Consider the following 21,899-nt stretch of genomic DNA (forward strand, 5'->3'; position numbering starts at 1 on the left):
ACGGTTCCTACAGGTGGGCGAGTTTCTCCAGGACGGGGGCGGCAGCGCGCAGCTTCGCCCAGTCGTCCTCGTCCAGACCGTCGGCGAGGTGGGACAGCCAGACGTTCCGCTTGCGGCGGCTCTCCTCGAGCATCGCCTCGGCGGTCTCGGTCTGGCTGACCACCTTCTGGCGGCGGTCCTCGGGGTGCGGCTCCAGCCGGACCAGTCCCTTGGCCTCCAGCAGCGCCACGATGCGGGTCATCGACGGCGGCTGCACGTGCTCCTTGCGGGCCAGCTCCCCCGGGGTGGCGCTGCCGCAGCGCGCCAGGGTGCCGAGCACCGACATCTCGGTGGGGCTCAGCGATTCGTCTACACGCTGGTGCTTCAGTCGCCTGCCCAGCAGCATGACTGCGGAGCGGAGGGCGTTCACGGCGGCGGCGTTGTCGCCGTGGGACAGGTCAGGCATGTTTGTTAGCGTAACTCATTACCCATGCTAAGGACCACCTGAAACACAGTGGTAAACGCGGCGGTGGCCGATCTCACCCTTCATGTCACCCGTACGAGTGAGTCGCGGCCGGAAAGCGACGCGTCCGGCGGCCCGTCGGGCCGACTCTGGGCAGATGGACTCGTCAGTGCTCAGCCTGCGGATAGACGGCGATCTCCTCGACCGCCTCCGGGACCGTGCCGCGAAACGCGGAATGAGCGTCCAGGACTACGTGACCCGGACGCTCATTCGCGACGACTTCGACGAACGCTTCAGGACGGCGGTCGACGAGACGCAGAAGTTCTACGGCCTCACCTGAGGCGGGCGCGCTGCGTCGGGCCTCACCTGACGGGCGCGCTGCGTCGGGCCTCGCCCGAGGCGGGGGCGCTACGTCAGACCCAGCGCCGGCATCAGGTAGTAGAAGGCGAAGACCGCTGACACCGCGTACATCGCGATCGGCACCTCGCGCCCGCGCCCCGCCGCGAGCCGCAGCACGCAGAAGGTCACGAAGCCGATGCCGATGCCGTTCGTGATCGAGTACGTGAACGGCATCATCAGCATCGTCAGGAACGCCGGGATCGCGATCGTGTGGTCGCTCCAGTCGATGGCCTTGACCGAGCCCGCCAGGATCATGAATCCGACCGCGAGCAGCGCGGGGGTGGCCGCCTGGGACGGGACCATGGTGACGATCGGGGTCAGGAAGAGGCCGACCGCGAAGAGGCCGCCGGTGACCATGTTGGCCAGGCCGGTGCGCGCGCCCTCGCCGACGCCCGCCGTGGACTCCACGAAGCAGGTGGTGGCGGAGGACGAGGTGCCGCCGCCCGCCGCGACCGCGAGGCCGTCGACCAGCAGGACCTTGTTGACGCCCGGCAGGTTGCCCTTGGCGTCCGTCAGCCTGGCCTCGTCGCCGACGGCGAGGATCGTGCCCATGGCGTCGAAGAAGCAGGAGAGCAGGACGGAGAAGACGAAGAGCAGTCCGGTGAGGACGCCGACCTTCTCGAAGCCGCCGAAGAGGCTCACCTCGCCGACCAGGCCGAAGTCGGGGAGCGCGACCGGGTTGCCGGGCCACTGCGGGGTGGTCAGGCCCCAGGCCTTCGCGTCGAGGCCCGCGACCGCGTGGATGACCATCGCGACGACGGTCATCACGACCATCGAGATCAGGATCGCGCCCGGCACCCTGCGGGTGAGCAGGGCCATGGTGAGCAGGACGCCGAGGACGAAGACCAGGACCGGCCAGCCGTTGAGGTGGCCGCCCGTGCCGAGCTGGAGCGGGACGGTGGTGTGCGCGGCGTCCGGCATGCGGCTCACGAAGCCCGAGTCGACCAGGCCGATCAGCATGATGAACAGGCCGATGCCGATCGCGATGCCCTTGCGCAGGCCGAGCGGCACCGCGTTCATCACGCGCTCCCGCAGCCCGGTGGCGACCATCAGCATGACGACCACGCCGGCGAGGACGACCATGCCCATCGCGTCGGGCCAGCTCATCTGCGGGGCGAGCTGAAGGGCGACGACGGTGTTCACGCCGAGACCGGCGGCGAGCGCGATCGGCACGTTGCCGATGACGCCCATCAGGAGGGTGGAGAGCGCGGCGGTCAGGACGGTCGCGGTGACCAACTGGCCGTTGTCGAGCTGGTGACCGTACATGTCCTTGGCGTTGCCGAGAATAATCGGGTTCAGCACGATGATGTACGCCATCGCGAAGAAGGTGGCGAGACCGCCGCGCAGTTCGCGGCCGACGGTCGAACCCCGCTCGGTGATCTTGAAGAACCGGTCGAGTCCGTTGACCGGCCCCGTCGGCTGCGCCGATGACGGCTTCGGGGCGGGCGGCTGCTCGGCGGCATCCACCGGGGAGCTGGCGGGGGACATGCGTGACCTCACGGGGCGACAGGAGCGGGGCTAGATTCGGCCTGACTTGGAGGTTTAAACGAACGGAACAAGTCAAACCAGGGAAGTTTCAGTATGAATGCATAAGTCGAAGATCGGTATCTCCGCGCGTAGACCCTTGCGCCGACCGGCCCGGCGGGCTTCCCGCGACCCCCTCCCGGGTGCCGCCTACACTGACCGGCATGGCGAAGTGGACAGCGAAGCACGAGGCACCCGAGCCCCTGGAGGGCCCTGTCGTCGGCACGATCGTCGGCGGCACGATCATCTGGTTCGTGCTCTTCCTCGCCCAGTCCGCGTTCTACGGCTGGTTCGCCGACCGCGATCTGACCTGGTGGTACTGGACCCCGCTGGCCGGAGCGGGCCTCGGTCTCATCGGCATCTGGTACGTCCGGGGCCGCGACGCGGCGCTCAAGCGCTTCGCGGCGGAGCGGGCGGCGCAGGCCGGGCGGACGGACTAGGCGGGCGCGGACGTGCGGTGGGCGCGGACGTGCGGCGAGCGCGCGGGGGCCGCAGGGAGTCGCGGAGCCCCGGGCACGCCGTCCGCCGCCCCGTAACCGACGAAAGTCAACGCCGGTGTACGACTCCCGGCCGCCCCGCGTCGTCCCCGGGGCTGATCTTGCCTCCCGGTGGCCCTGAAATCCGGCCACTCGACGGGTGAACCCGAACATCCGGCCGTACCGTCGGTGCCATGACGCACATTGACGCGGGCTCGGAGCTGGACCCCGTACATCCGGTGAAACCCCCCGCTTCCGAAGGGTCGGTCGCCGTGCGCGCGTCCGGGCTGACCTCGGCCGAGGTCGCGGAGCGCATCGCGCGGGGCGAGGTCAACGACGTACCGGTACGGAGTTCGCGCTCGACGGCCGAAATCGTCCGGGGCAACGTCTTCACCCGCTTCAACGCGATCATCGGCGTGCTCTGGGTCATCATGCTGTTCGTCGCGCCGATCCAGGACAGCCTGTTCGGCTTCGTGATCATCGCGAACACCGGCATCGGCATCATCCAGGAGCTGCGCGCCAAGAAGACCCTGGACGGCCTCGCGGTCATCGGCGAGGCCAAGCCGACGGTCCGCCGCGACGGAACGGCCGCCGCGATCTCCACCTCGGAGATCGTGCTCGGCGACGTCATCGAGCTGGGCCCCGGCGACAAGGTGGTGGTCGACGGCGAGGTGGCCGAGGCGGACAGCCTGGAGGTCGACGAGTCGCTGCTGACGGGCGAGGCGGACCCGGTGCTGAAGAAGCCCGGCGACGTGATGATGTCGGGCTCGTTCGTGGTGGCGGGCGGCGGCGCGTTCACCGCGACGAAGGTCGGCCGGGAGGCGTACGCGGCGCAGCTCGCCGAGGAGGCGTCCCGCTTCACCCTCGTCCACTCCGAGCTGCGCTCGGGCATCTCCACGATCCTCAAGTACGTGACGTGGATGATGATCCCGACGGCGATCGGCCTGATCATCAGCCAGATGGTCGTGAAGGACAACGACTTCAAGAACTCGGTCGCCCGGACCGTCGGCGGCATCGTCCCGATGATCCCCGAGGGCCTGGTCCTGCTCACCTCGGTCGCCTTCGCGATCGGCGTCATCCGGCTCGGCCGCAAGCAGTGCCTCGTCCAGGAGCTGCCGGCCATCGAGGGCCTGGCCCGCGTCGACGTGGTCTGCCTCGACAAGACCGGCACCCTCACCGAGGGCGGCATGGACGTCACCGGGCTGCGCCCCCTGAACGGGGCGGACGAGGGTCACGTACGACAGGTGCTCGGCGCGCTCGGCGAGTCCGACCCGCGCCCGAACGCGAGCCTGACGGCCATCAAGGACGCCTACCCGGACGACGCCGGGTGGCGGGTCCTGGAGGCCCTCCCCTTCTCCTCCGCCCGCAAGTACAGCGGGGCGTCCTTCAGCGACGGCACGGGCGAGAACTCGACGTGGCTGCTCGGCGCGCCGGACGTGCTGCTGCCCGCCGGCGACCCGGCCCTGGCCGAGATCGACGACCTGAACGCCCAGGGCCTGCGGGTCCTGCTGCTGGCCCGGGCGACCGGCTCGGACCTGACCGACCCGCGGATCGGCGCGGGCGCGCAGGCGACGGCCCTGGTCGTCCTGGAGCAGCGCCTGCGCCCGGACGCGGGCGAGACCCTCGCCTACTTCGCCGACCAGAACGTCGCCGCGAAGGTCATCTCCGGTGACAACGCGGTGTCGGTGGGCGCGGTGGCCGGGAAGCTGGGCCTGTCGGGCGCGGAGAACACGGTCGACGCGCGGAACCTCCCCACGGACCGGGCGGAGATGGCCAAGGTCCTGGACGAGAACGCCGTCTTCGGCCGGGTCACCCCGCAGCAGAAGCGGGACATGGTCGCCGCCCTCCAGTCCCAGGGGCACACGGTCGCCATGACGGGCGACGGCGTGAACGACGTGCTGGCGCTGAAGGACGCCGACATCGGCGTCTCGATGGGCTCCGGCTCGGAGGCGACGCGGGCGGTCGCGCAGATCGTCCTCCTCAACAACAGCTTCGCCACCCTCCCCTCGGTGGTCGCCGAGGGCCGCCGGGTCATCGGCAACATCACCCGGGTCGCGACGCTCTTCCTGACGAAGACCGTCTACTCGGTGCTGCTGGCGGTCCTGGTGGTGTGCAGCCAGGTGGACTACCCCTTCCTGCCGCGCCACCTGACGCTGCTCTCGACGCTGACGATCGGCGTCCCGGCCTTCTTCCTGGCGCTCGCGCCGAACAAGGAGCGGGCCAAGCCGGACTTCGTGAAGCGGGTCATGCGGTACGCGATCCCCAGCGGGGTGATCGCCGCCACCGCCACGTTCACGACGTACCTGATCGCCCGCCACCACTACACCGGCCCGGACGCGCTGGCCGCGGAGACGAGCGCGGCGACGCTGGCGCTGTTCCTGGTGTCGATGTGGGTGCTGGCGATCATCGCCCGGCCGTACACGTGGTGGCGGATCGGACTGGTCGCGGCGATGGGGCTGGGCTTCCTGATCGTGCTGGTCGTGCCGTGGCTGCAGACCTTCTTCGCGCTGAAGCTGATCGGGACGACGATGCCGTGGACGGCGGTCGGCATCGCGGCGGCGGCGGCGGTGCTGCTGGAGCTGGCGTGGCGGTGGGTGGGGAAGAAGTGGGACGCGTGACGCCGGGCCCCGTCGGGGGCGCGGGGAACCGCGCGGGCGGCCCACCGCACGCCGCGCGGCGAGCGCCCTAGGCGAAGGGCGGGGCCGCAGGCAGCCGGGGCGCCGGGCGCGGCGCGCACGGGGCGCGCACCCGGCGCCGTCGGCACGCGCGGCACCTCCGGCAGCCCGCGCCCCCGAATCCCCCCGCTGCCTCGGAGACCGCGTGCCCCCGGTGCCTCCCGCCCCCGCCCCCGCCCCCGCCCCCGCCCCCGCCCGCAGGGCCTAGTCGAACCAGCGGTTGCGCGCCAGTTCCGCCGTGCGCGTCGGGTCCTCCAGGAGCGCCGCGACCTCGAAGCGCCGCGGCCACTGGCCGGCCGCCCAGGCGAGCCCCGCCGCCACCCCCTCCAGCGTGGCGGCGTGGATCACCCCGTCCGGCGTGCGCCGCCAGTCCAGCGAGACGCCCCCCGCGAGCAGCTCCTCGTGCTCGTGGTACGAGGCGGGGACGGCGGCCCCGAGAAGCTCCCGCACCTCCGCCGGCACCTCGTGCACCGCGCCCGACGACGTGACCTCCGCCGGCACCGTCTCGCTCAGCCGGCGGACCTGGAGGAGTTCCGCCAGCTCCGCCGCCCGCGCCGGGGCGACCGGCAGCAGCGGCAGCCCCCCGGTCAGCGGCAGCAGGTCCGGCGCGTCCACGATCAGCGCGTCACGGGCGTCCACGACCTCGACCCGCCCGTCCGTGACCACGCACAGGTCCTCCGGGATGGTGACCTGTTCGGGATCGAGCCCGGCCAGGGCCGTGTAGAGCACGTGCAGTTGCCCGGCCGTCACGTCGCTCTCCGGGTCCGTCATGCGGCCCAGCAGCTCCGCCGCGCCCCCGGGCTCCGTGAGCAGCGACGCCAGGGTGGTCCGTACCCCCAGGGCCCGCAGCACCTGTTCGTCGTCGAAGCCGGTCGCGTCGGCCTCGTCGTACAGGCCCTCCAGGAGCGCGTCCCCGCCCGCCGCGAGCAGGCCCGCCGGGCGGCGGCCGTCCAGGACCGGGTGGTCGCGCAGCCACCACGCCGTGTACGGGCGCACCGACCGGGTCGTGCCGTCGGGGAGCAGCACCCGCACCTGCTGGGTGAGCGCGTCCCGCAGCGGGGGCAGGGCGAGCAGCGCCAGCGCCTGCGGCCACTTGTCGTCGTCGACCAGGTCCAGGTCCCGTACCGCCACCAGTTCCGTCGCGACCGGCGGCAGCGGGGTGTCCGGAAGCTGGTCCAGGACGTCCTCGCACCACACGTCGACCGCGTCGAGGAGCCCCGCGTCGTCGGGTTCCGCGAAGTCGCCGGAGCGGGGCTCGAACTCGTCCGGGTCCAGGACCACGTCGGTCGCCCGTACGAGCGCGAAGGTGGCCAGCACCCCGGCCGCGGCGAGCACCTGCTCGCCCCACCTGTCGGTCAGCTCCTGGTCGCAGAGGGCGAGTTCGCCCTCGCGCATGACGGAGGCGAAGGCGCTGCCGGGGACGACCAGTTCGCCCGCCGGGGACAGCTCGCCGTCCTCGTCGGGGAGGGCGAGCGCGCCGAGCCAGGGCTCGTCGCCGGGGGCCAGGTCCGCGTCCCGTACGAGGGAGAGGACCGTGTCGGCCAGTTCGTCGGCGTCGAGCGCGTCCTCGTCCCAGACGTCGGAGCCGTCGAGCGAGGCGGCGACGGCCGCCCTCACCTGGGGGGTGGTGAGGACCGCGCGCGGGGTCGCGGGCAGCGCGCCCAGCTTCTCCAGGAGGGGGTGCGCGGCGTCCGCGTGCGCCACGCGCAGGCCGAGCCGGGCGAGGTTCTGCGGGGCGGTGGTGTCCGGCAGCGGAAGGAGGACCTGCCGGGGGCCGATCGCGGTCCGGCCGCCCGCGAGCGGGACCGGCAGGCCGGCCAGCCGGTCCGGGTCGACGCCCGCCAGGGACTCGTACAGCCGGTGCCACCAGCCGGGCGCGCGCTCGGCGCCCGCGATGCGCTCGATGGCGTCGCCGAGGGGCAGGCGGCCGACGCCCAGGGTCCTGAGCTCGGCACGGCGCTCCAGCCCGGCGGGCAGCAGGGTGGGCAGGACCTCGGAGAGGACCCGTACCGTCTCCTCCCCCGCCCCCTCCACGACCTCCGCCTCGAACGGGCGCAGCGCGGGCTGCTCCTCGGTGGGGTGGGCGGGGAGCAGGAAGGCGACGCGGGGGAGCCGGGCGACGATCGCGGCGCGCAGCGCGCCGTCGAGGACGCCCTTGCCGAGGGGGCCGGGGGTGAGGTCGAGGGTGCCGGTGGACACCGGCCGCCAGTCGCGGAGGAGTCCGGCGTACGTGTCCGCCGCCCGCTCGACCAGGAAGTCGGTGAGCGGACCGGGCGCGGGGTGGCGGCGGGTGGTGTCGAGCGGGAAGGACGCGATGAGCAGGGCGGGCACGCCCAGCGGCTCGTCGGTGGGGGTCGGCGCGTGGACGAAGCGGGCGGTCCGGGGCGGGACGGGCGCTCCGTCGGTGTCGACGGGAACGGCCCAGGCCAGGGACCAGTGGGGGCGCAGGCGTTCCTCGGTGGGGCGGTCGGCGAGGAGGTCGCGGGTGAGGGGGCCGGAGGCGGTGGCGGTGCGCCAGCGGGTGAGGCCGTGGGCGCTGTCCTCGATGTGGGTGTACGGGCCGTGCACCGAGCGGGTCAGGGTGCGGACGGCCTCCGGGGTCTCGACCACGACCTCGCTCAGTCCGGGCAGCGTGAGCAGCAGGGCGTCGTCGATCGCGGCGAGGAGGTGCTCGACCAGGGCGACGGCCGCCGGGTCGCGGAGCGGCAGCACGACGACGGTGTCGTAGCCGTCCGGGGCGGAGCCCTCGGCGGGCAGCGGCAGGCGCAGGAGGGGGACGTGGCCGTCGCGGCGGCGCAGCTCGTCGGCGAGGCCGGGGCTGCGCAGGGCCGCGTCCTCGGCCAGGCCGCGCGCCTCGGGCAGCGACCAGCGGACGCCGCCGTGGCGGCCGAGCACGGCGGGTTCGTCGCTCACCGCGAGCACGGCCGCGAAGCCGACGCCGAAGCGGCCCACGGCGGTGTCGGCGTCCTCGCGCTTGGCGGAGGCGCGCAGGGTGCTGAGGGACTCGGCGCCGGCGGCGTCCAGCGGGGCGCCGGTGTTCGCGGCGGCGAGGACGGCGGGGCCGTCGGGGGTGGCGGGGTGCAGGGTGAGGCGGAGCCGGCCGGGGACGCCGGTCCGGCCCGCGGCGTCGGCGGCGTTCTGGGCCAGCTCCACGACGAGGCGGTCGCGGTAGCCGCCGAGGGCGAGGTCCTCCTCGGCGTTCGCGTCCTCGCGGAAGCGGGCGGGGGTGGTGGTCCAGGCGTCGAGCACCGCGCGGCGGAGGCGGGAGGTGCTGAACGGGTCGCCGGGGGTGGTGTCCTCGCCCGTGTCGGCCCCGGGGGTGTCCGTCTCCTGAACGCTCACGGTGGTGCTCCTCTGTTGTGGTGTGCGGCGTGCAAGGTATCGCGCGGCTGAGCTCTGCCCCTGCCCGACGGGAGCGGGACCAGTCCCCCTCCCCCGAACCCCACCCCCCACATCCCCCAATCCTCCCTCTCCCCGGCCCCCCGGGCTCTTGGACGCCGCAGCCCGCCTTCCCCCGCTCCCTTGGGCGGCCGGGTCCGCCCTGTCACCCCGCCCCCTGAGGCTTCGCAGCCACCCTGCCGTCCCGCCCCCTTGGGCGACGCAGCCACCCTGCCGTCCCGCCCCCTTGGGCGACGGGGCCGCCCTTCCCGCTCCCCCCGCCCCCTTGGGCGACGGGGCCGCCCTCCTCGCTTTCCCCCGTCCCCTTGGGCGACGGGGCCGCCCCAAGGGGGCGGAACGGGCGGGCAAGGGGGCGGCCCCTCCCGCTCCCGGCCCACCCGGGTGCCGCTCCTGCCCGAGCGCCTGTTCCGGGCGAGCTCCTCCGCCAAGGCCGAGAGCTCAGCGCCTGTGCCGGATGCGTCAGCCCCTGCCGCTCGGGCAGAAGAGGCCCCGGACCCGCCCCTTTCCCTAAAGCGCTCGCCGCGCGGCTGCCTCCGGTTCACTGCGGACGCGTCGTGGCTGGGCGCGCAGTTCCCCGCGCCCCTGGCGGGGCGCACCGCCCGGTGGGAAATGTGCAGGAGCGTCGTGGCGGGGCGCGCAGTTCCCCGCGCCCCTGGACGGGGCGTACCGCCCGGCGGGAGGCGTGCGGGAGCGTGGGAAGGGGTTCCGCGCCCCTGAAGGGGGTCAGGAGTGGCCGAGGTCCTCCGAGGACGGGTCCGGGGTGGCGGGGACCGAGCCGCCCTCCGGGTCCGGGCGGAGGGGAAAGGCGTCGATCGCCATCGAGTCCAGCACCGGAGTCGGCTGCTTGGCCGGCTTGGGCACGACCGCCGCCTCCGAGTGGCCTCCGCAGCCGTAGGAGAGGGAGACCACGTGCCCGTCGGCCGGGCCGAACTCATTGGCGCAGATGCCGAAGGCCTGGCCGAGCGAGCCCGAGACCGGGATCAGGAAGGCGCAGGACACGCAGGTCGCGGGGGCCGCCATGGCCATCGGGGTCTTCGCCCCGTACTCCTCGTCCCAGCGGTCGGCGGCGAGGTGGAGACCGTAACGGGACAGCACCCGGGCCCGGCGCATGCCGAGTTCCTCGGCGACGGAGGTGATGGACCCCCGGACCGGGGGGACCGTCGCCGTGGCCAGTTCGGCGTCCTCGGCCTCGACGAGGGCTTCCATCTCCTCGGAGAGGAGCGAGTTCGGCGGCGGCGCGTCCTCGCCCGTCCAGCCCGGCTCCAGGCGCAGGTCCTCGGCCTCGGTGGGCAGCAGGTCGCCGGGGCCCATGTCGCCGGGGCGCAGCCGCTCGCTCCACGGCACCCAGGCGGGGGCCTGGAGGGAGTCGGGGCCCGGGAGCAGGACCGTCTCGTCGACGGTCACGACCTTGGCGCGGGAGGCGCGGGCCACCGTGACGGCCCAGCGCCAGCCCCGGTAGCCGGGCTCCTTGGCCTCGAAGAGGTGGGTGACCACCCGGTCGCCCTCGGAGAAGAGAGAAACGTGCTCGCCCACCACCCCGGGGTGGGCGGCCTCCTCGGCGGCCTCGCGTGCGAGGTCGACCGCTTCGGCGCACAGACGGTCGGGGGTACGGCTTCTCGTCGTCGCAGCACTCACAGGTTTCGCTTCTCTCCTACGCCGTATCACGGGTGCGCCAGCCGGGGAGCGATGCAGACGGATGTCGGATGTACGAGCCGCGGGCGGAGCGGACCAAGGGGCCGCGTCGACGTCCGCGCCCGGTCCTGTCCTGTCTACGTGTCTCGGGCACACCTTCCACGAACCATTCTGCGGGATCGCCGAGAGGCGCGCGGCCGAGGACAACCGCCGGTGGCGCGCTACGCACGCTACCCCCTCCGCCGCCCCCATCCCACCTGCGCGTCCGAATCCCGGTTCGGGTCGTGTGGGGTCGGCGCGTCATTGGGGCACTATGACGTGGTGGCCGGTACTCGTACGTCGTCACGCGTCTCCACCCCAACCGGGCCGCTGCGCAAGGCGGGCCGGGCGGTCGGACATGCCCTCCACCTGCCGTTCACCGGTACCGCGAAGGGCATCCGGCGGGCCACGCACGCGAACGGAGCGGGCGAGTCCGGTCTCGGGAAACTCATCGAACTGCACGCCGTGAACGGTGCGGGCGACGTATTGATCACAATTGCGCTCGCCTCGACCGTTTTCTTTTCGGTGCCGACCGATGAGGCGCGGGGCCGTGTGGCCCTGTACCTCGCGATCACGATGGCGCCGTTCACGCTGCTCGCCCCGGTGATCGGCCCGCTCCTGGACCGGCTGCCGCACGGGCGCAGGGCCGCGATGGCCGGTGCGATGCTGGCCCGCGCGGTGCTGGCGCTGGCCATGTCGGGGGCGGTCGCGACCGGCGGGATCGAGCTGTACCCCGCCGCGCTGGGCGTGCTGGTGGCGTCCAAGGCGTACGGGGTGGTGCGCAGCGCCGTCGTCCCGAGACTCCTGCCGCCGCGCTTCTCGCTGGTCAAGGCGAACTCGCGGGTCACCCTGGCCGGGCTGCTCGCCACCGGGGCCGCTGCTCCGATCGGGGCGGGACTCCAGCGGATCGGGCCCGCCTGGCCGCTCTACGGGGCGTTCCTGGTCTTCGTCGCCGGGGCCTTCCTCGCCTTCACCATGCCGGGGAAGGTGGACTCCGCGAAGGGTGAACGACGGGCCCATCTGGCGGCGGAGCACGTCGGCGAGGCCCAGACGAAGACCGGACTGCGGGACGTCGGACCGTCCGTGGTGCACGCCCTGCAGGCGAACGCGGCGCTGCGGGCCCTGTCCGGGTTCCTGATCTTCTTCCTCGCCTTCCTGCTGCGGCAGCACCCGCTCGCCGGGCAGAGCGCGGCCGTCTCGCTCGGGATCGTCGGCGTCGCGGCGGGGCTCGGGAACGCGGTGGGGACGGCCGTGGGGGCCTGGCTGAAGTCCCGCGCCCCGGAGCTGATCATCGCGACCGTGCTCGGGGCCGCCCTGGCGGTGTCCGTGCTGACCTCGGTCTTCTTCAGCGGGTTCCTGGTGGCGGCGCTGGGCGCGGTGGCCGGGCTGTGCCAGGCGCTCGGCAAGCTGTCGCTGGACGCGCTGATCCAGCGGGACGTGCCGGAGGCCGTCCGCAACTCGGCCTTCGCCCGCTCCGAGACCCTGCTCCAGGTGGCCTGGGTGGTGGGCGGCGCGATCGGCATCGCCCTGCCGCTGGTGGCCTGGCTGGGCATGGGCGTGGGCGCGGCCCTGGTGGGGCTGGGCGCGCTGGTGGCGGTACGGGGCCTGTTCAGGGCCGCCCGCGCGAAGGGCCGCGCGCCCCTCGGCTGACCCCCGGCCCGTACCGCGCCCCCCTCGGCCGGCCCCCGGCCCGCCGGGACACCCCGGAAGCCCCCCGGCGCAGCCCGGCGGCCCCGGAACGATAGCCTTCGCGCATGACCGCTGCGTTGTTCACGGGCAAGGCCCGCCGTACCACTGCCGCCCTCGGCGTTGCCGCTGCCGGGCTGCTCGTCCTCTCCGCCTGCGACAAGCCGACGCCCCGCGTGACCATGACGGTCGGCACGAGCTCGGTCAACGCCGAGGCGGACTGCTACGACGCCGACAAGGGCATCGCCGAGAAGGACATGAAGGCCTGCCTGAACAAGAAGCCCAAGGAGTCCGTCAAGGTCGCCATGGAGGAGACGCTCCGCATGGGCGTCGACCCCGAGGTCGCCGAGAACGGCTGGTCGCTGTTCATCAACGGCGAGCAGGCCGAGCCCCAGCCGTACAAGAAGACCTACCGCACCCTGCCCGGTTCGGCCTTCTTCGGTCCCCGCCAGGACGGCTCGCCTGCCCCCAAGGAGGTCGTGCTGAGCGTCGTGGAGACCGGCAGCAACAAGCTCATCGGCTCCTGGAACTTCAAGCTGGAAAAGGCCGCCTGAGCCCGGTGGACGTCCTCGTCGTGACCGCGGTCCCCGCTGAGCGGGACGCGGTCACGCGTGCGTGCGGGGACGGTTTCGACGTCCTGGCGGGCGGTGTCGGGCCCGCCGCGGCGGCCGCCGCCACCGCCCGTGCGCTGGCCGCCGGCGCGTACGGCCTGGTGGTCTCGGCCGGCATCGGCGGCGGGTTCCCCGGCCGGGCCCCCCTCGGCGCCGTCGTCGTCGCGGACGCGATCGTCGCCGCCGACCTGGGCGCCGAGACCCCGGACGGGTACCTGCCCGTCACCGCTCTCGGATTCGGGACGGTGGAGCACCTGCCTCCGGCCGATCTCGTACGCCTGACCGGCGAGGCCGCCGGGGCCGTCACCGGGACCGTCCTGACCGTCTCCACCGTCACCGGCACCGCCGCCCGCGCCGCCGAGCTGGCCGCGCGGCACCCGCGGGCCGCCGTGGAGGCGATGGAGGGCTTCGGGGCGGCCGAGGCCGCCGCGCTCTTCGGGCTGCCGGTGCTGGAGATCCGTGCCGTGTCCAACGCGGTGGGGCCCCGTGACCGGGACGCCTGGCGGATCGGGGAGGCGCTCGCCGCGCTGAGCGACGCCTTCGGGAAGATCGCACCCGTACTGGAGGGTTGGACCCCGCATGACTGACGACCGGCTGAAGATCGCCTTCTCGCCCTGCCCCAACGACACCTTCGTCTTCGACGCCTGGGCGCACGGCCGCGTCCCCGGGGCCCCCGCGCTCGACGTCGCCTTCGCGGACATCGACATCACGAACGGCATGGCCGAGCGCGGCGAGTTCGACGTGCTGAAGGTGTCGTACGCGGTGCTGCCCTGGGTGCTGGAGGAGTACGCGCTGCTGCCGTGCGGCGGGGCGCTCGGGCGGGGCTGCGGCCCGCTGGTCCTCACGCGCGAAGCCGGGGCCGACCTCACCGGGAAGACCGTCGCCGTGCCGAGCGAGCGCTCGACGGCGTACCTGCTGTTCCGGCTGTGGGCGGCCGACGTGCTGCCGGGCGGGGTCGGGGAGGTCCGGGTCATGCCGTTCGACCGGATCATGCCCGCCGTGCGCGACGGCGAGGTGGACGCCGGACTCGTCATCCACGAGGCGCGCTTCACGTACCAGAACTACGGGCTGCACAAGCTGGCCGACATGGGCGAGCACTGGGAGGCCACCACCGGACTGCCCATCCCGCTCGGCGCGATCATCGCCAAGCGCTCGCTGGGCGGGGCGCGGCTGCGGGAACTGGCGGAGGCGGCGCGCACCTCCGTGCGCATGGCGTGGGACGAACCGGAGGCGTCGCGCCCGTACGTGGCGGCGCACGCCCAGGAGATGGACCCGGCCGTCGCCGACCAGCACATCGCGCTGTACGTGAACGAGTTCAGCGCCGACCTCGGCGAGGACGGCTACGCGGCCGTGCGCGGGCTCCTGGAACGCGCGGCGGCCGAAGGGCTCGTTCCGCCCCTCGGCCGCGACGCGCTGGATTTTCCCGGGTAGCCGGTTACACGTCGAGCTGGTCCGCCACCGCACGCAGCAGGCCCGCGATCTTCTTGCCCGCCGCCTTGTCGGGGTAGCGGCCCCGCTCCAGGGACGGGGTGATGTTCTCCAGGAGCGTGGTGAGGTCCTGGACGATGGAGGCCAGCTCGTCGGGCTTGCGGCGCTGGGCGGCGGCCACCGAGGGCGTCGGGTCCAGGACCGTCACCGACAGGGCCTGGTCGCCGCGCTGACCGGCCACGACGCCGAACTCGACCCGCTGGCCGGGCTTGAGGCTCTCGACACCGGCCGGAAGCACCGAGGAGTGGACGAAAACGTCGCCGCCGTCGTCGCGGGAGAGGAAGCCGAAGCCCTTCTCGCTGTTGAACCACTTGACCTTGCCGGTAGGCACCGTCTGTCCTCGTCCTCGTACTCGTCGGGTCCGGACAGGCCGCGAAAACGGGTCCGGATAGCACTACAGCGGGTCTCCAGTGACCCGCCACTCATTAGGCTAATGGTCTGTTCGCCGCTGACAAGAGCCGCCGGGACCCCCGGGCCTCCGCCCGGGGCCGGGCCGGCTCCCGGGGGTGGGGAACTACCCTTGCCGGGTGAGCAACGAAACCCGTACGACAGAGTCCGCCGAGTCCACGGCCGGTGATCGGCTGGTTCGCATCGGTGGGATCGTCTTCTTCGTGGGCGCGATCGCGACACTGGTGACGATGGCGCCGCTGTTCCTGGGCACCGAGCCGTTCCCCTCGATCGCGTACGCGGTGTGCATGCTGATGGGCGTCGGCTTCGCGATCGCGGCGGCCGGCGTGCTGACGTCGATCGCGGCGCAGCGCAGGGCCGCGCGGGGCTGAGCCCCGGGCCCGGCGGCGGCCACGCCGACCGGCTGCGTCAGGTGCCGGCCAACCGGCTCTCCGACGGCCGCCGCCGCACCCCGCCCGTGCGGGCCGTGGTCGAGGCGGCGGACCGGGGGGCCGGGCTGACCGGGCTGACCGGGCTGACCGAGGAGGAGGCCGCGCGGGCCTTCGAACGGTCCTTCCGGGTGCGGCTGCCGCTGCACGGCCGGGCGCCGCCCGCCTGTGGTGCGTCCACTTCGCCCGTTTCCTCTCGCCGCGTCCCCCCGGACGCGGCCCTCACTCCCCGGCCGGCCCCTGTCCCCGCAGCCAGGACGGGAATTCCGTCAGGTCGCGCAGGACCACGTCCGCGCCCGCCTCGCGGAGGGGGGCCGCACCGTACGGGCCCGTCGTGACCGCCACGGCGAGCGCGCCCGCCGCCTTCGCCCCGCGCACGTCGCCCAGGTGGTCGCCGACGTAGATCCGCGCGCCCTCCGCCCGCAGGGCCAGCGCCTTGCCCTCCGCCCAGACGTTGCCCGCGAGGACGTCCGCGTCCAGGCCCAGGTGGGCGAGGTGCAGCTTGGCGTTGGGCTCCCACTTGCCGGTGACGACCAGGACCCGGCCGCCCGCCTCCCGTACCGCCGCGACCGCCTCGTGCGCGCCCGGGAGCGCCGGTGAGGGCTCGATCGCGTGGGCGGGGTAGAGGGCGCGGTAGCGGTTCGCCGCCTCCTCCACCCGGTCCGCCGGGAACCAGTTCGCGAGCTCCTGCTCCAGCGGCGGGCCGAGCCGCGTGACCACCAGGTCGGCGTCGATCGGCACCCCCGTCTCCGCCGAGAGCCGCCGGTACGCGGCACGGATGCCCGGCCGCGAGTCGACGAGCGTCATGTCGAGGTCGAACCCGACGGCGAAGGGGGCGGCGAGCGGCGGTGGCGGCGTGGCAGTCATACGGCCATTGTGCCGGGAGCCCGTTCGGGGCCCGCCCCTACACTGAGGGCCGCCCGACACCGAGGGCCGCCCGCCCCGCTCACCCGCACGTCAGCACGTCAGCACGGCCACCCCCGTCCTTCGGATGCCCGTCCCCGCCCGAGGTCCAAGGAAAGTCCGCTCATGCACCGTGCGCCGCGCCCCCTCGCCGCGCTCTGTCTCGCCGCCGCGCTCACGGCGTGCACCGCCTCCCCCGGCGCTCCCGGTCCGCCCCCGCAGGACGCGCGTGCCACCCGTACCGTCGACACCGTCATGGGCGCGGTGACCGTACCCGCCGTTCCGCGGCGCGTGGTCGTCCTGGACACCGCGGAGCTGGACTCCGCGCTCGCCCTCGGCGTCACCCCCGTCGGCGCCACCCGCGGCGACGCGCCGTCCGGGTTCCCGCGCTACCTGCCCGCCGCGAAGCTCACCGGCGTCAAGGACCTCGGCCCGTCCATGAACCCGGACCTGAAGGCCGTCGCCGCTCTCCGGCCCGACCTGATACTCGCCGGGAAGGTCCGCCACCAGGACAGGTACGCGGAGCTGCGGGCGATCGCCCCCACCGTCATGACCGACGGCGCCGGCCACTCCTGGAAGGAGGACTTCCGGGTCCACGCCGGGGCCCTGGGCCGCGAGCGGGAGGCGGCCAGGACGGCCGCCGCCCACACCGCGCACGCCGCGCAGGTCACCGAGTCCCTCGGCGGGAGGGCCGCCGCCGCCCGCATCCGGGTCAGCGTGATCCGCTTCGTCGAGGGCGCCGACATCCGCATCCAGGGCCTGCGCACCTCCCTCGGCGTCGTCCTCGCCGACGTCGGGCTCGGCCGCCCGCCGGTCGCGGCCAGGGCCGCGAGCGGTTTCTCGTACGACATCCGGCCCGACCGCATCGCGCTGGCGGGCGAGGACGCCACCGTCCTCCTGCACTCCACGTACGGCGACCCGGCCGCCGCGGGCCGCACCCGCACGCTGGCCTCCCCGGCGTGGCGGGCGCTGCCGCCGGTGCGGGCGGGCCGTGCCTTCCCGGTCGACGACGAGGTGTGGGTGCGCAGCACGGGCTACCTCGCGGCGGACCGCGTCCTGACCGAGCTCCAGGGGCGGCTGGGGCGGAGGTAGCCGCCCGGTCCGAGGCCCCCGGCCCCCTACCCGCTCATCCGCCTCGCCCGCCACAGCAGGAACAGGGCGGAGGCCACCGCCGCCACCCGCACCAGCACCGGCCACAGCCCGGAGAGGGCCTCGGTCAGCGCCCCTTCCGTCTGGAGGGAGAGCTCTGCGCCCCAGTGCCGCTCCGTGCGCCCCCACAGCCACACCAGTCCCCCGGCCACCACCACTCCCGGCACCCCCAGCGCCGCGAACTTCGCCTCCGCGCGGGTCAGCCTCCTCGACACGTACGCGAGGAACCAGCCGCCCAGCAGGAGCAGCGGGTTGCCGGCCACCGCCCCCGCCACCAGCAGCACGGCGGCCAGCAGCAGGAAGGGGCTCCCGCGCGGGACCAGGGGCGCGCGCACCGGCCCGCCCGCCTCCTCGGCGGCCACCACCGGGACGGCGCGCCGCCGCCGCAGCCGGGCCGGGAACCGGCGCCGCCCCGCCGCCCCCTCCTCGACGGCTGCGCGCTCCCCGCCCTTCCCGTCCCCCTTGCCCTTCTTGTCCTTCTCGCTCTCCTCGTTCTTCTCGTCGTCATCGGAAACCGGCGGCCGGAGTATCTCGGGGATCTCCACGCCTCCCGTGAAGCCGGGCACGGCCGTGCCCATGCCGCCAAACGGGCCCGGTTCCGTACGCCACCAGTCCGGATCGAGGTCGCCGGGGCCGAGTTCGTCCGCGTCCGCGAGGTGCGGGGCCGAGGGGCCGGGCCGTGCGGCCGACGGCTTCTCGAAGCCCACCGGGGCCTCGGGCCCCGGCTCGGCGGCGGTGCGGCGCTGCCGGGGCACCCGGCGGGACGTGCGCGAGGACAGCACCGCCTCCACCCCGCCGCCGTCCGCCGCGTCCACGACCTCGTCCGGGGTGCCGAGCCTGCCGAGGATGCGCTGCACGGCGGCGGAGCTGTCCGGTCCGCCGATCGCCCTGGCGCGCTGCCGGTCGATCTCCCCGCGCAGGGCGCTGACCAGGCGCATCCGGTCGGCGGAGGCGAGTTGACGCTGCTGGGCGAGGTCGCCGACCCGGCTCAGGTAGTCAAAGACCAACTGGTCGCTCTCGATGCCCACGGCGTCCGTCCCCTGCGTGTTCTGCGGCCCCGACGGCTTCGGCACCGTGCGGATCGTGTACGTGGATCTCCTGCCCGCAAGTGCCGGTCGGCCACGCCCAGTTGCCGACCCGCCCCGCACCGACGGTAGCGCCTGACGCGCGGGACGGAGCGCTCCAGGGGCTAACGTGGGGCGGATGGGGACCAGCGAGCGCGACCTGGAGGCGCACGTGCCCGAACAATTCACCACCGGGGACCACACGGCGGACACACCCGCGGGCCACGACACGGCCCGCACGCCCACCGCTGCCCCATGCCCTCCCGCACCCGCCGACGCCCTCCCGCCGGACGGCCGCCCCGCCCCCGTCGCGCAGACCCCGCCGGCCGCCCCGCCGACCCCCGCCGCCGCGCCCCGCACCCTCGCCGAGTCCCTGCGGCAGCGGGACGACGCCTCCCTCGCCGCCCTCCTGCGGTACCGGCCCGACCTGCTCAACCCCGTCCCCGGCGACCTCACCCTCCTCGCCACCCGGGCCGGGACCCGGGCCTCCGTCGTACGGGCCCTGGAGCGGCTCGACCGGTTCACCCTCCAGACCGCCGAGGCGCTGGCCGTCGCCCCCGACCCGACGCCGTACGAGACGCTCCTGCACCTCATGACCGGCGACGAGGGCGACCCGGCGACCGCCGACGCCCTCCCGCACGCCGTGCACACCCTGCGCGAACAGGCCCTGGTCTGGGGCGCCGACGACCGGCTGCGGCTGGTGCGCACCGCCCGTGAACTCCTCGCGCCCTCCGCCACCCACCCCTCCCCGACCGGTCTCGGCCCGACCGTCGCCGAGGCGACCGCCGGGATGTCCCCGACCCGGCTCCAGGAGATCCTCCGGGCGATCGGCATCCCCACCACCCACGACCCGGTCTCGGCGGTACGGGCCCTCACCGCGCTCTTCACCGACCGCGCCCGCATGGACGCCCTGCTCGACACCGCGCCCTCCGACGCGCTGACCGTCCTCGACCGGCTGGTGTGGGGTCCGCCGTACGGCGAGGTGAGCTCCGACCCGGCCCCGCCCGTGCGCTGGCTGCGCGACCACGGCCTGCTCCTGCCGACCAGCGCCCGCACGGTCGTGCTGCCCCGCGAGGCCGCCCTGCACCTGCGGGCCGGCCGCGCCCACCGCACCGCGCAGCCCGCGCCTCCGCGGCTCGTGCCCGCGCCCGAGCACTCCCCGAAGACGGTCGACCTCACGGCGGCCGGCCAGGCCTTCAGCGCGCTGTCCACCGTCGAGGAACTCCTCAAGGACTGGGACACGGGCGGCCCCGCCGTGCTGCGTTCCGGCGGCCTCAGCGTGCGCGACCTCAAGCGCACCGCCGCCGCCCGCGACCTGACCGAGCAGACCACCGCGTTCTGGCTCGAACTCGGATACGCGGCGGGCCTGTTGGCCTCGGACGGCCGGACGGACGAGCGGTACGCGCCCACTCCCGCCTACGACGAGTGGCTCGACCTCGCGCCCCAGGACCGCTGGGCCCGGCTCGCCGCCGCCTGGCTGCGCGCGACCCGCACCCCGGGCCTGGTCGGCGGCCAGGACGCCAAGGGCCGCACGCTGTCCGTGCTGGGCCCGGACCTGGACCGCTCCTTCGCCCCCGAGGTGCGCCACCGGGTCCTGACCCTGCTCGCCTCGCTCCCGGAGGGCACCGCCCCGGACCCGGACGCGGTGCTGGCCCGGCTGCGCTGGGAGCGCCCGCAGCACGGCGCCACCGGCGAGCTCCGGGCCCGGATCGCCCTGTGGGCCCTGGACGAGGCCGAGTTGCTGGGCGTGACGGGCCGGGGCGCGCTCTCCGCGCACGGACGCGCGCTGGCGGGTCTGGACACCGCGCCGGTGCGCCCCGAGGACCCGGCGGGCCCGGTGGTCGCCGCCCCCGCCAGGACCGAGGCCGCGCACGCCGCGGCCGCCGTTCGCGCAGCCGCGCTCCTCGCGCCGCTCATCCCCGAGCCCCTGGACCACGTCCTGCTCCAGGCCGACCTGACGGCGGTGGCCCCCGGCCCGCTCCAACGGCCCCTCGCCGACGCCCTGTCCGTGTTCGCCGACATCGAGAGCCGGGGCGGCGCGACCGTCTACCGGTTCACCCCGGGCTCGGTGCGCCGGGCGCTGGACTCCGGCCAGACCGCCACCGACCTGCACGCCTTCCTCGCGGCGCACAGCCGCACGCCCGTCCCGCAGCCCCTGAGCTACCTGATCGACGACGTGGCCCGCCGCCACGGCCATCTGCGCGTGGGCGCGGCCTCCTCGTACGTGCGCTGCGACGACGACGCCGTCCTCGGCGAGATCCTCGCCGACAAGCGGTCCGCGGGCCTCGGCCTGCGCCGGCTCGCGCCGACCGTCCTGGCCTCCCGCGCCGAACCGGCCGCCCTGCTCGACGGCCTGCGCTCGATGGGCTTCGCACCGGCGGCGGAATCGGCGGCCGGTGACGTCCTGATCACCCGGGCCGACGCCCACCGCACCCCGCCGCGCACCGCGCCCGTCCCGGTGCCGGAAGGCCCTCCCGTACCGGACGACACCCTCCTGCACGCCGCCCTGCACGCCATCCGCGCGGGCGACATGGCGGCCAACGCCCCCCGCAAGCAGGCCGTCCCGCAGTCCGCGCGCGCCCAGGGCTCGCTGCCGCGCACGTCCTCCGCGGAGACCCTGGCGACGGTCCAGGCGGCGGCCATGACGGGCTCGGCCCTGTGGATCGGCTACGTCAACGCGGACGGCGCGGCGAGCCAGCGCGTCATCGCGCCGGTGCGCGTCGAGGGCGGGTTCGTCACGGCGTACGACCACACCGCGGACGAGGTCAGGACGTACCCGCTGCACCGCATCACGGGAGTCGCCGAACTGGCCGACGACCCGGCCTAGCAGGAGGGGCGGAGGGCACCGGGGTCAGGGCGTCCGCGCGTCGGCGCGTCCGTCCCGGGAGCGGTACCGGGCGGTGAGCCCGCGCCCCCAGGAGCGCCGGGGCCCCGCGCCCGTCTCCGGCTCGTCCAGCGGCGGCCGGGCCTCCTCGGCCACGGGCGCCTCCTCCCGGTAGCGCCTCCGGTGCACCACGCGCCCCAGCCACTTGCCGAGCACCAGGTACCCGAGCAGCGCACCGGTCGTGTTCATGATCACGTCGTCCACGTCGAAGGTCCGCCCGGTGACGATCGCCCCCTGCGCCAGTTCCACCAGCACGATCACGACGACCGTCGCGAGCAGCATCCGCACGAACCGCCATCGCCTCGGCCCCAGGATCGGCAGCAGCACGCCGAACGGCACCCCGAGCAGGATGTTCCCGCCGACCTGCTTGCAGGCGGCGAGGAAGGTGTAGTCCTGCGCGTACTGCCGCAGGGAGGCGCCGGGTTTCAGGTTGCTGTGCACGAGGCCCTCGGACGCGGGCGAGGGCACCAGGGTCAGCTTCGCCAGGACGACGGAGAAGCCGATCAGGACGAGAAAGGCCAGCAGGATCAGGGCGGTCCGTAAGAGCACCCAGCTCCACAGCGGACGCGGTTCCCCTTCGGCGACGGGCGTGCGCTCGGCAGTCATGGCACCCGCTTACCCCCGCGATCGCGCCTCTCACCCACGGGACGGGGGCCCGCGTGAGGCACACTGGAGGTTTGACCGCGCGCGGA

General features: G+C 74.5%; 19 protein-coding genes. 10 read left to right on the forward strand and 9 right to left on the reverse strand.

Annotation, left to right across the window (positions count from 1 at the left end; all coding sequences use genetic code 11):
- Positions 1 to 7 precede the first annotated feature (7 nt).
- Positions 8 to 445, reverse strand: coding sequence for a MarR family transcriptional regulator (locus ACIP93_RS01610; protein ID WP_345221682.1), 438 nt, complete (start codon positions 443 to 445; stop codon positions 8 to 10).
- Positions 446 to 599: 154 nt separating this feature from the next.
- Here ACIP93_RS01610 and ACIP93_RS01615 point away from each other — a divergent pair, with 154 nt between their 5' ends.
- The gene (locus ACIP93_RS01615; RefSeq protein WP_345221679.1) at positions 600 to 782 is read left to right on the forward strand and encodes a ribbon-helix-helix protein, CopG family; all 183 of its coding nucleotides are present in this window, start codon (positions 600 to 602) and stop codon (positions 780 to 782) included.
- Between the two features lie 68 nt (positions 783 to 850).
- Here the strand turns inward: ACIP93_RS01615 and ACIP93_RS01620 are convergent, their stop codons facing one another.
- The gene (locus ACIP93_RS01620; RefSeq protein WP_345221678.1) at positions 851 to 2,329 is read right to left on the reverse strand and encodes an NCS2 family permease; all 1,479 of its coding nucleotides are present in this window, start codon (positions 2,327 to 2,329) and stop codon (positions 851 to 853) included.
- A 200-nt stretch (positions 2,330 to 2,529) separates the two neighbouring features.
- On the opposite strand from ACIP93_RS01620, the gene ACIP93_RS01625 reads away from it, so the two are divergent.
- Together ACIP93_RS01625 and ACIP93_RS01630 are read left to right on the forward strand one after the other, a co-directional pair.
- A complete protein-coding gene (locus ACIP93_RS01625; RefSeq protein WP_380836753.1) occupies positions 2,530 to 2,805 on the forward strand; it encodes a DUF2530 domain-containing protein in 276 nt (91 codons plus the stop codon).
- Between the two features lie 230 nt (positions 2,806 to 3,035).
- Complete coding sequence (locus tag ACIP93_RS01630) at positions 3,036 to 5,459, forward strand: cation-translocating P-type ATPase (RefSeq protein ID WP_345221676.1); 2,424 nt, start codon at positions 3,036 to 3,038, stop codon at positions 5,457 to 5,459.
- A 261-nt stretch (positions 5,460 to 5,720) separates the two neighbouring features.
- On the opposite strand, the gene ACIP93_RS01635 is transcribed toward ACIP93_RS01630, so the two are convergent.
- Positions 5,721 to 8,858: a sacsin N-terminal ATP-binding-like domain-containing protein gene (locus ACIP93_RS01635; protein ID WP_401754503.1), complete on the reverse strand. Its 3,138-nt coding sequence runs from the start codon at positions 8,856 to 8,858 to the stop codon at positions 5,721 to 5,723.
- A gap of 780 nt (positions 8,859 to 9,638) precedes the next feature.
- On the reverse strand, positions 9,639 to 10,550 hold the full coding sequence (locus tag ACIP93_RS01640; RefSeq protein WP_401754506.1) for a DUF3027 domain-containing protein: 912 nt from the start codon (positions 10,548 to 10,550) through the stop codon (positions 9,639 to 9,641).
- Between the two features lie 300 nt (positions 10,551 to 10,850).
- Between ACIP93_RS01640 and ACIP93_RS01645 the strand changes: the two genes are divergently transcribed.
- From ACIP93_RS01645 to ACIP93_RS01660, 4 genes are all read left to right on the forward strand, one after another.
- The gene (locus ACIP93_RS01645; protein ID WP_401754509.1) at positions 10,851 to 12,236 is read left to right on the forward strand and encodes an MFS transporter; all 1,386 of its coding nucleotides are present in this window, start codon (positions 10,851 to 10,853) and stop codon (positions 12,234 to 12,236) included.
- Between the two features lie 104 nt (positions 12,237 to 12,340).
- Positions 12,341 to 12,826 (forward strand): DUF2771 domain-containing protein, encoded by a 486-nt coding sequence (locus tag ACIP93_RS01650; RefSeq protein WP_345221667.1) that lies wholly within the window; start codon positions 12,341 to 12,343, stop codon positions 12,824 to 12,826.
- A 5-nt stretch (positions 12,827 to 12,831) separates the two neighbouring features.
- Positions 12,832 to 13,470 (forward strand): futalosine hydrolase, encoded by a 639-nt coding sequence (locus ACIP93_RS01655; RefSeq protein ID WP_345221665.1) that lies wholly within the window; start codon positions 12,832 to 12,834, stop codon positions 13,468 to 13,470.
- Positions 13,463 to 14,314 (forward strand): 1,4-dihydroxy-6-naphthoate synthase, encoded by an 852-nt coding sequence (locus ACIP93_RS01660; protein WP_401754512.1) that lies wholly within the window; start codon positions 13,463 to 13,465, stop codon positions 14,312 to 14,314. The genes ACIP93_RS01655 and ACIP93_RS01660 overlap by 8 nt, the downstream gene beginning before the upstream one ends.
- A gap of 4 nt (positions 14,315 to 14,318) precedes the next feature.
- Here ACIP93_RS01660 and ACIP93_RS01665 read toward each other — a convergent pair whose 3' ends face one another.
- Positions 14,319 to 14,702 carry a cold-shock protein gene (locus ACIP93_RS01665; RefSeq protein ID WP_189825350.1) on the reverse strand — a complete coding sequence of 128 codons (384 nt, stop codon included), beginning with the start codon at positions 14,700 to 14,702 and terminating at the stop codon, positions 14,319 to 14,321.
- Positions 14,703 to 14,898: 196 nt separating this feature from the next.
- Between ACIP93_RS01665 and ACIP93_RS01670 the strand changes: the two genes are divergently transcribed.
- Entirely contained in the window at positions 14,899 to 15,150 is a 252-nt protein-coding gene (locus tag ACIP93_RS01670; protein WP_345221657.1) for a hypothetical protein, read from the forward strand.
- A 37-nt stretch (positions 15,151 to 15,187) separates the two neighbouring features.
- Here the strand turns inward: ACIP93_RS01670 and ACIP93_RS01675 are convergent, their stop codons facing one another.
- Both ACIP93_RS01675 and ACIP93_RS01680 read right to left on the reverse strand, forming a co-directional pair.
- Complete coding sequence (locus tag ACIP93_RS01675) at positions 15,188 to 15,388, reverse strand: hypothetical protein (RefSeq protein ID WP_401754516.1); 201 nt, start codon at positions 15,386 to 15,388, stop codon at positions 15,188 to 15,190.
- A 41-nt stretch (positions 15,389 to 15,429) separates the two neighbouring features.
- On the reverse strand, positions 15,430 to 16,074 hold the full coding sequence (locus tag ACIP93_RS01680; RefSeq protein ID WP_401754519.1) for an HAD family hydrolase: 645 nt from the start codon (positions 16,072 to 16,074) through the stop codon (positions 15,430 to 15,432).
- A gap of 162 nt (positions 16,075 to 16,236) precedes the next feature.
- Between ACIP93_RS01680 and ACIP93_RS01685 the strand changes: the two genes are divergently transcribed.
- Entirely contained in the window at positions 16,237 to 17,202 is a 966-nt protein-coding gene (locus tag ACIP93_RS01685; protein WP_401754521.1) for an ABC transporter substrate-binding protein, read from the forward strand.
- Positions 17,203 to 17,228: 26 nt separating this feature from the next.
- On the opposite strand, the gene ACIP93_RS01690 is transcribed toward ACIP93_RS01685, so the two are convergent.
- A complete protein-coding gene (locus tag ACIP93_RS01690; RefSeq protein WP_401754523.1) occupies positions 17,229 to 18,332 on the reverse strand; it encodes a hypothetical protein in 1,104 nt (367 codons plus the stop codon).
- A 130-nt stretch (positions 18,333 to 18,462) separates the two neighbouring features.
- On the opposite strand from ACIP93_RS01690, the gene ACIP93_RS01695 reads away from it, so the two are divergent.
- Entirely contained in the window at positions 18,463 to 21,150 is a 2,688-nt protein-coding gene (locus ACIP93_RS01695; RefSeq protein ID WP_401754525.1) for a helicase-associated domain-containing protein, read from the forward strand.
- Positions 21,151 to 21,174: 24 nt separating this feature from the next.
- Here the strand turns inward: ACIP93_RS01695 and ACIP93_RS01700 are convergent, their stop codons facing one another.
- The gene (locus ACIP93_RS01700) at positions 21,175 to 21,813 is read right to left on the reverse strand and encodes a VanZ family protein (protein WP_401754528.1); all 639 of its coding nucleotides are present in this window, start codon (positions 21,811 to 21,813) and stop codon (positions 21,175 to 21,177) included.
- Between the last annotated feature and the right edge of the window lie 86 nt (positions 21,814 to 21,899).

Source organism: Streptomyces sp. NPDC088745, from assembly GCF_044751045.1.
GTDB classification, from domain to species: Bacteria; Actinomycetota; Actinomycetes; order Streptomycetales; family Streptomycetaceae; genus Streptomyces; species Streptomyces cremeus.

Bases quoted from the DNA above. Each gene is read 5' to 3' on its own strand.
- ACIP93_RS01620 (WP_345221678.1), bottom strand. From the start codon at position 2,329: ATGTCCCCCGCCAGCTCCCCGGTGGATGCCGCCGAGCAGCCGCCCGCC.
- ACIP93_RS01685 (WP_401754521.1), top strand. From the start codon at position 16,237: ATGCACCGTGCGCCGCGCCCCCTCGCCGCGCTCTGTCTCGCCGCCGCG.
- ACIP93_RS01680 (WP_401754519.1), bottom strand. From the start codon at position 16,074: ATGACTGCCACGCCGCCACCGCCGCTCGCCGCCCCCTTCGCCGTCGGG.
- ACIP93_RS01660 (WP_401754512.1), top strand. From the start codon at position 13,463: ATGACTGACGACCGGCTGAAGATCGCCTTCTCGCCCTGCCCCAACGAC.
- ACIP93_RS01650 (WP_345221667.1), top strand. From the start codon at position 12,341: ATGACCGCTGCGTTGTTCACGGGCAAGGCCCGCCGTACCACTGCCGCC.
- ACIP93_RS01630 (WP_345221676.1), top strand. From the start codon at position 3,036: ATGACGCACATTGACGCGGGCTCGGAGCTGGACCCCGTACATCCGGTG.
- ACIP93_RS01615 (WP_345221679.1), top strand. From the start codon at position 600: ATGGACTCGTCAGTGCTCAGCCTGCGGATAGACGGCGATCTCCTCGAC.
- ACIP93_RS01625 (WP_380836753.1), top strand. From the start codon at position 2,530: ATGGCGAAGTGGACAGCGAAGCACGAGGCACCCGAGCCCCTGGAGGGC.
- ACIP93_RS01610 (WP_345221682.1), bottom strand. From the start codon at position 445: ATGCCTGACCTGTCCCACGGCGACAACGCCGCCGCCGTGAACGCCCTC.
- ACIP93_RS01695 (WP_401754525.1), top strand. From the start codon at position 18,463: ATGGGGACCAGCGAGCGCGACCTGGAGGCGCACGTGCCCGAACAATTC.
- ACIP93_RS01700 (WP_401754528.1), bottom strand. From the start codon at position 21,813: ATGACTGCCGAGCGCACGCCCGTCGCCGAAGGGGAACCGCGTCCGCTG.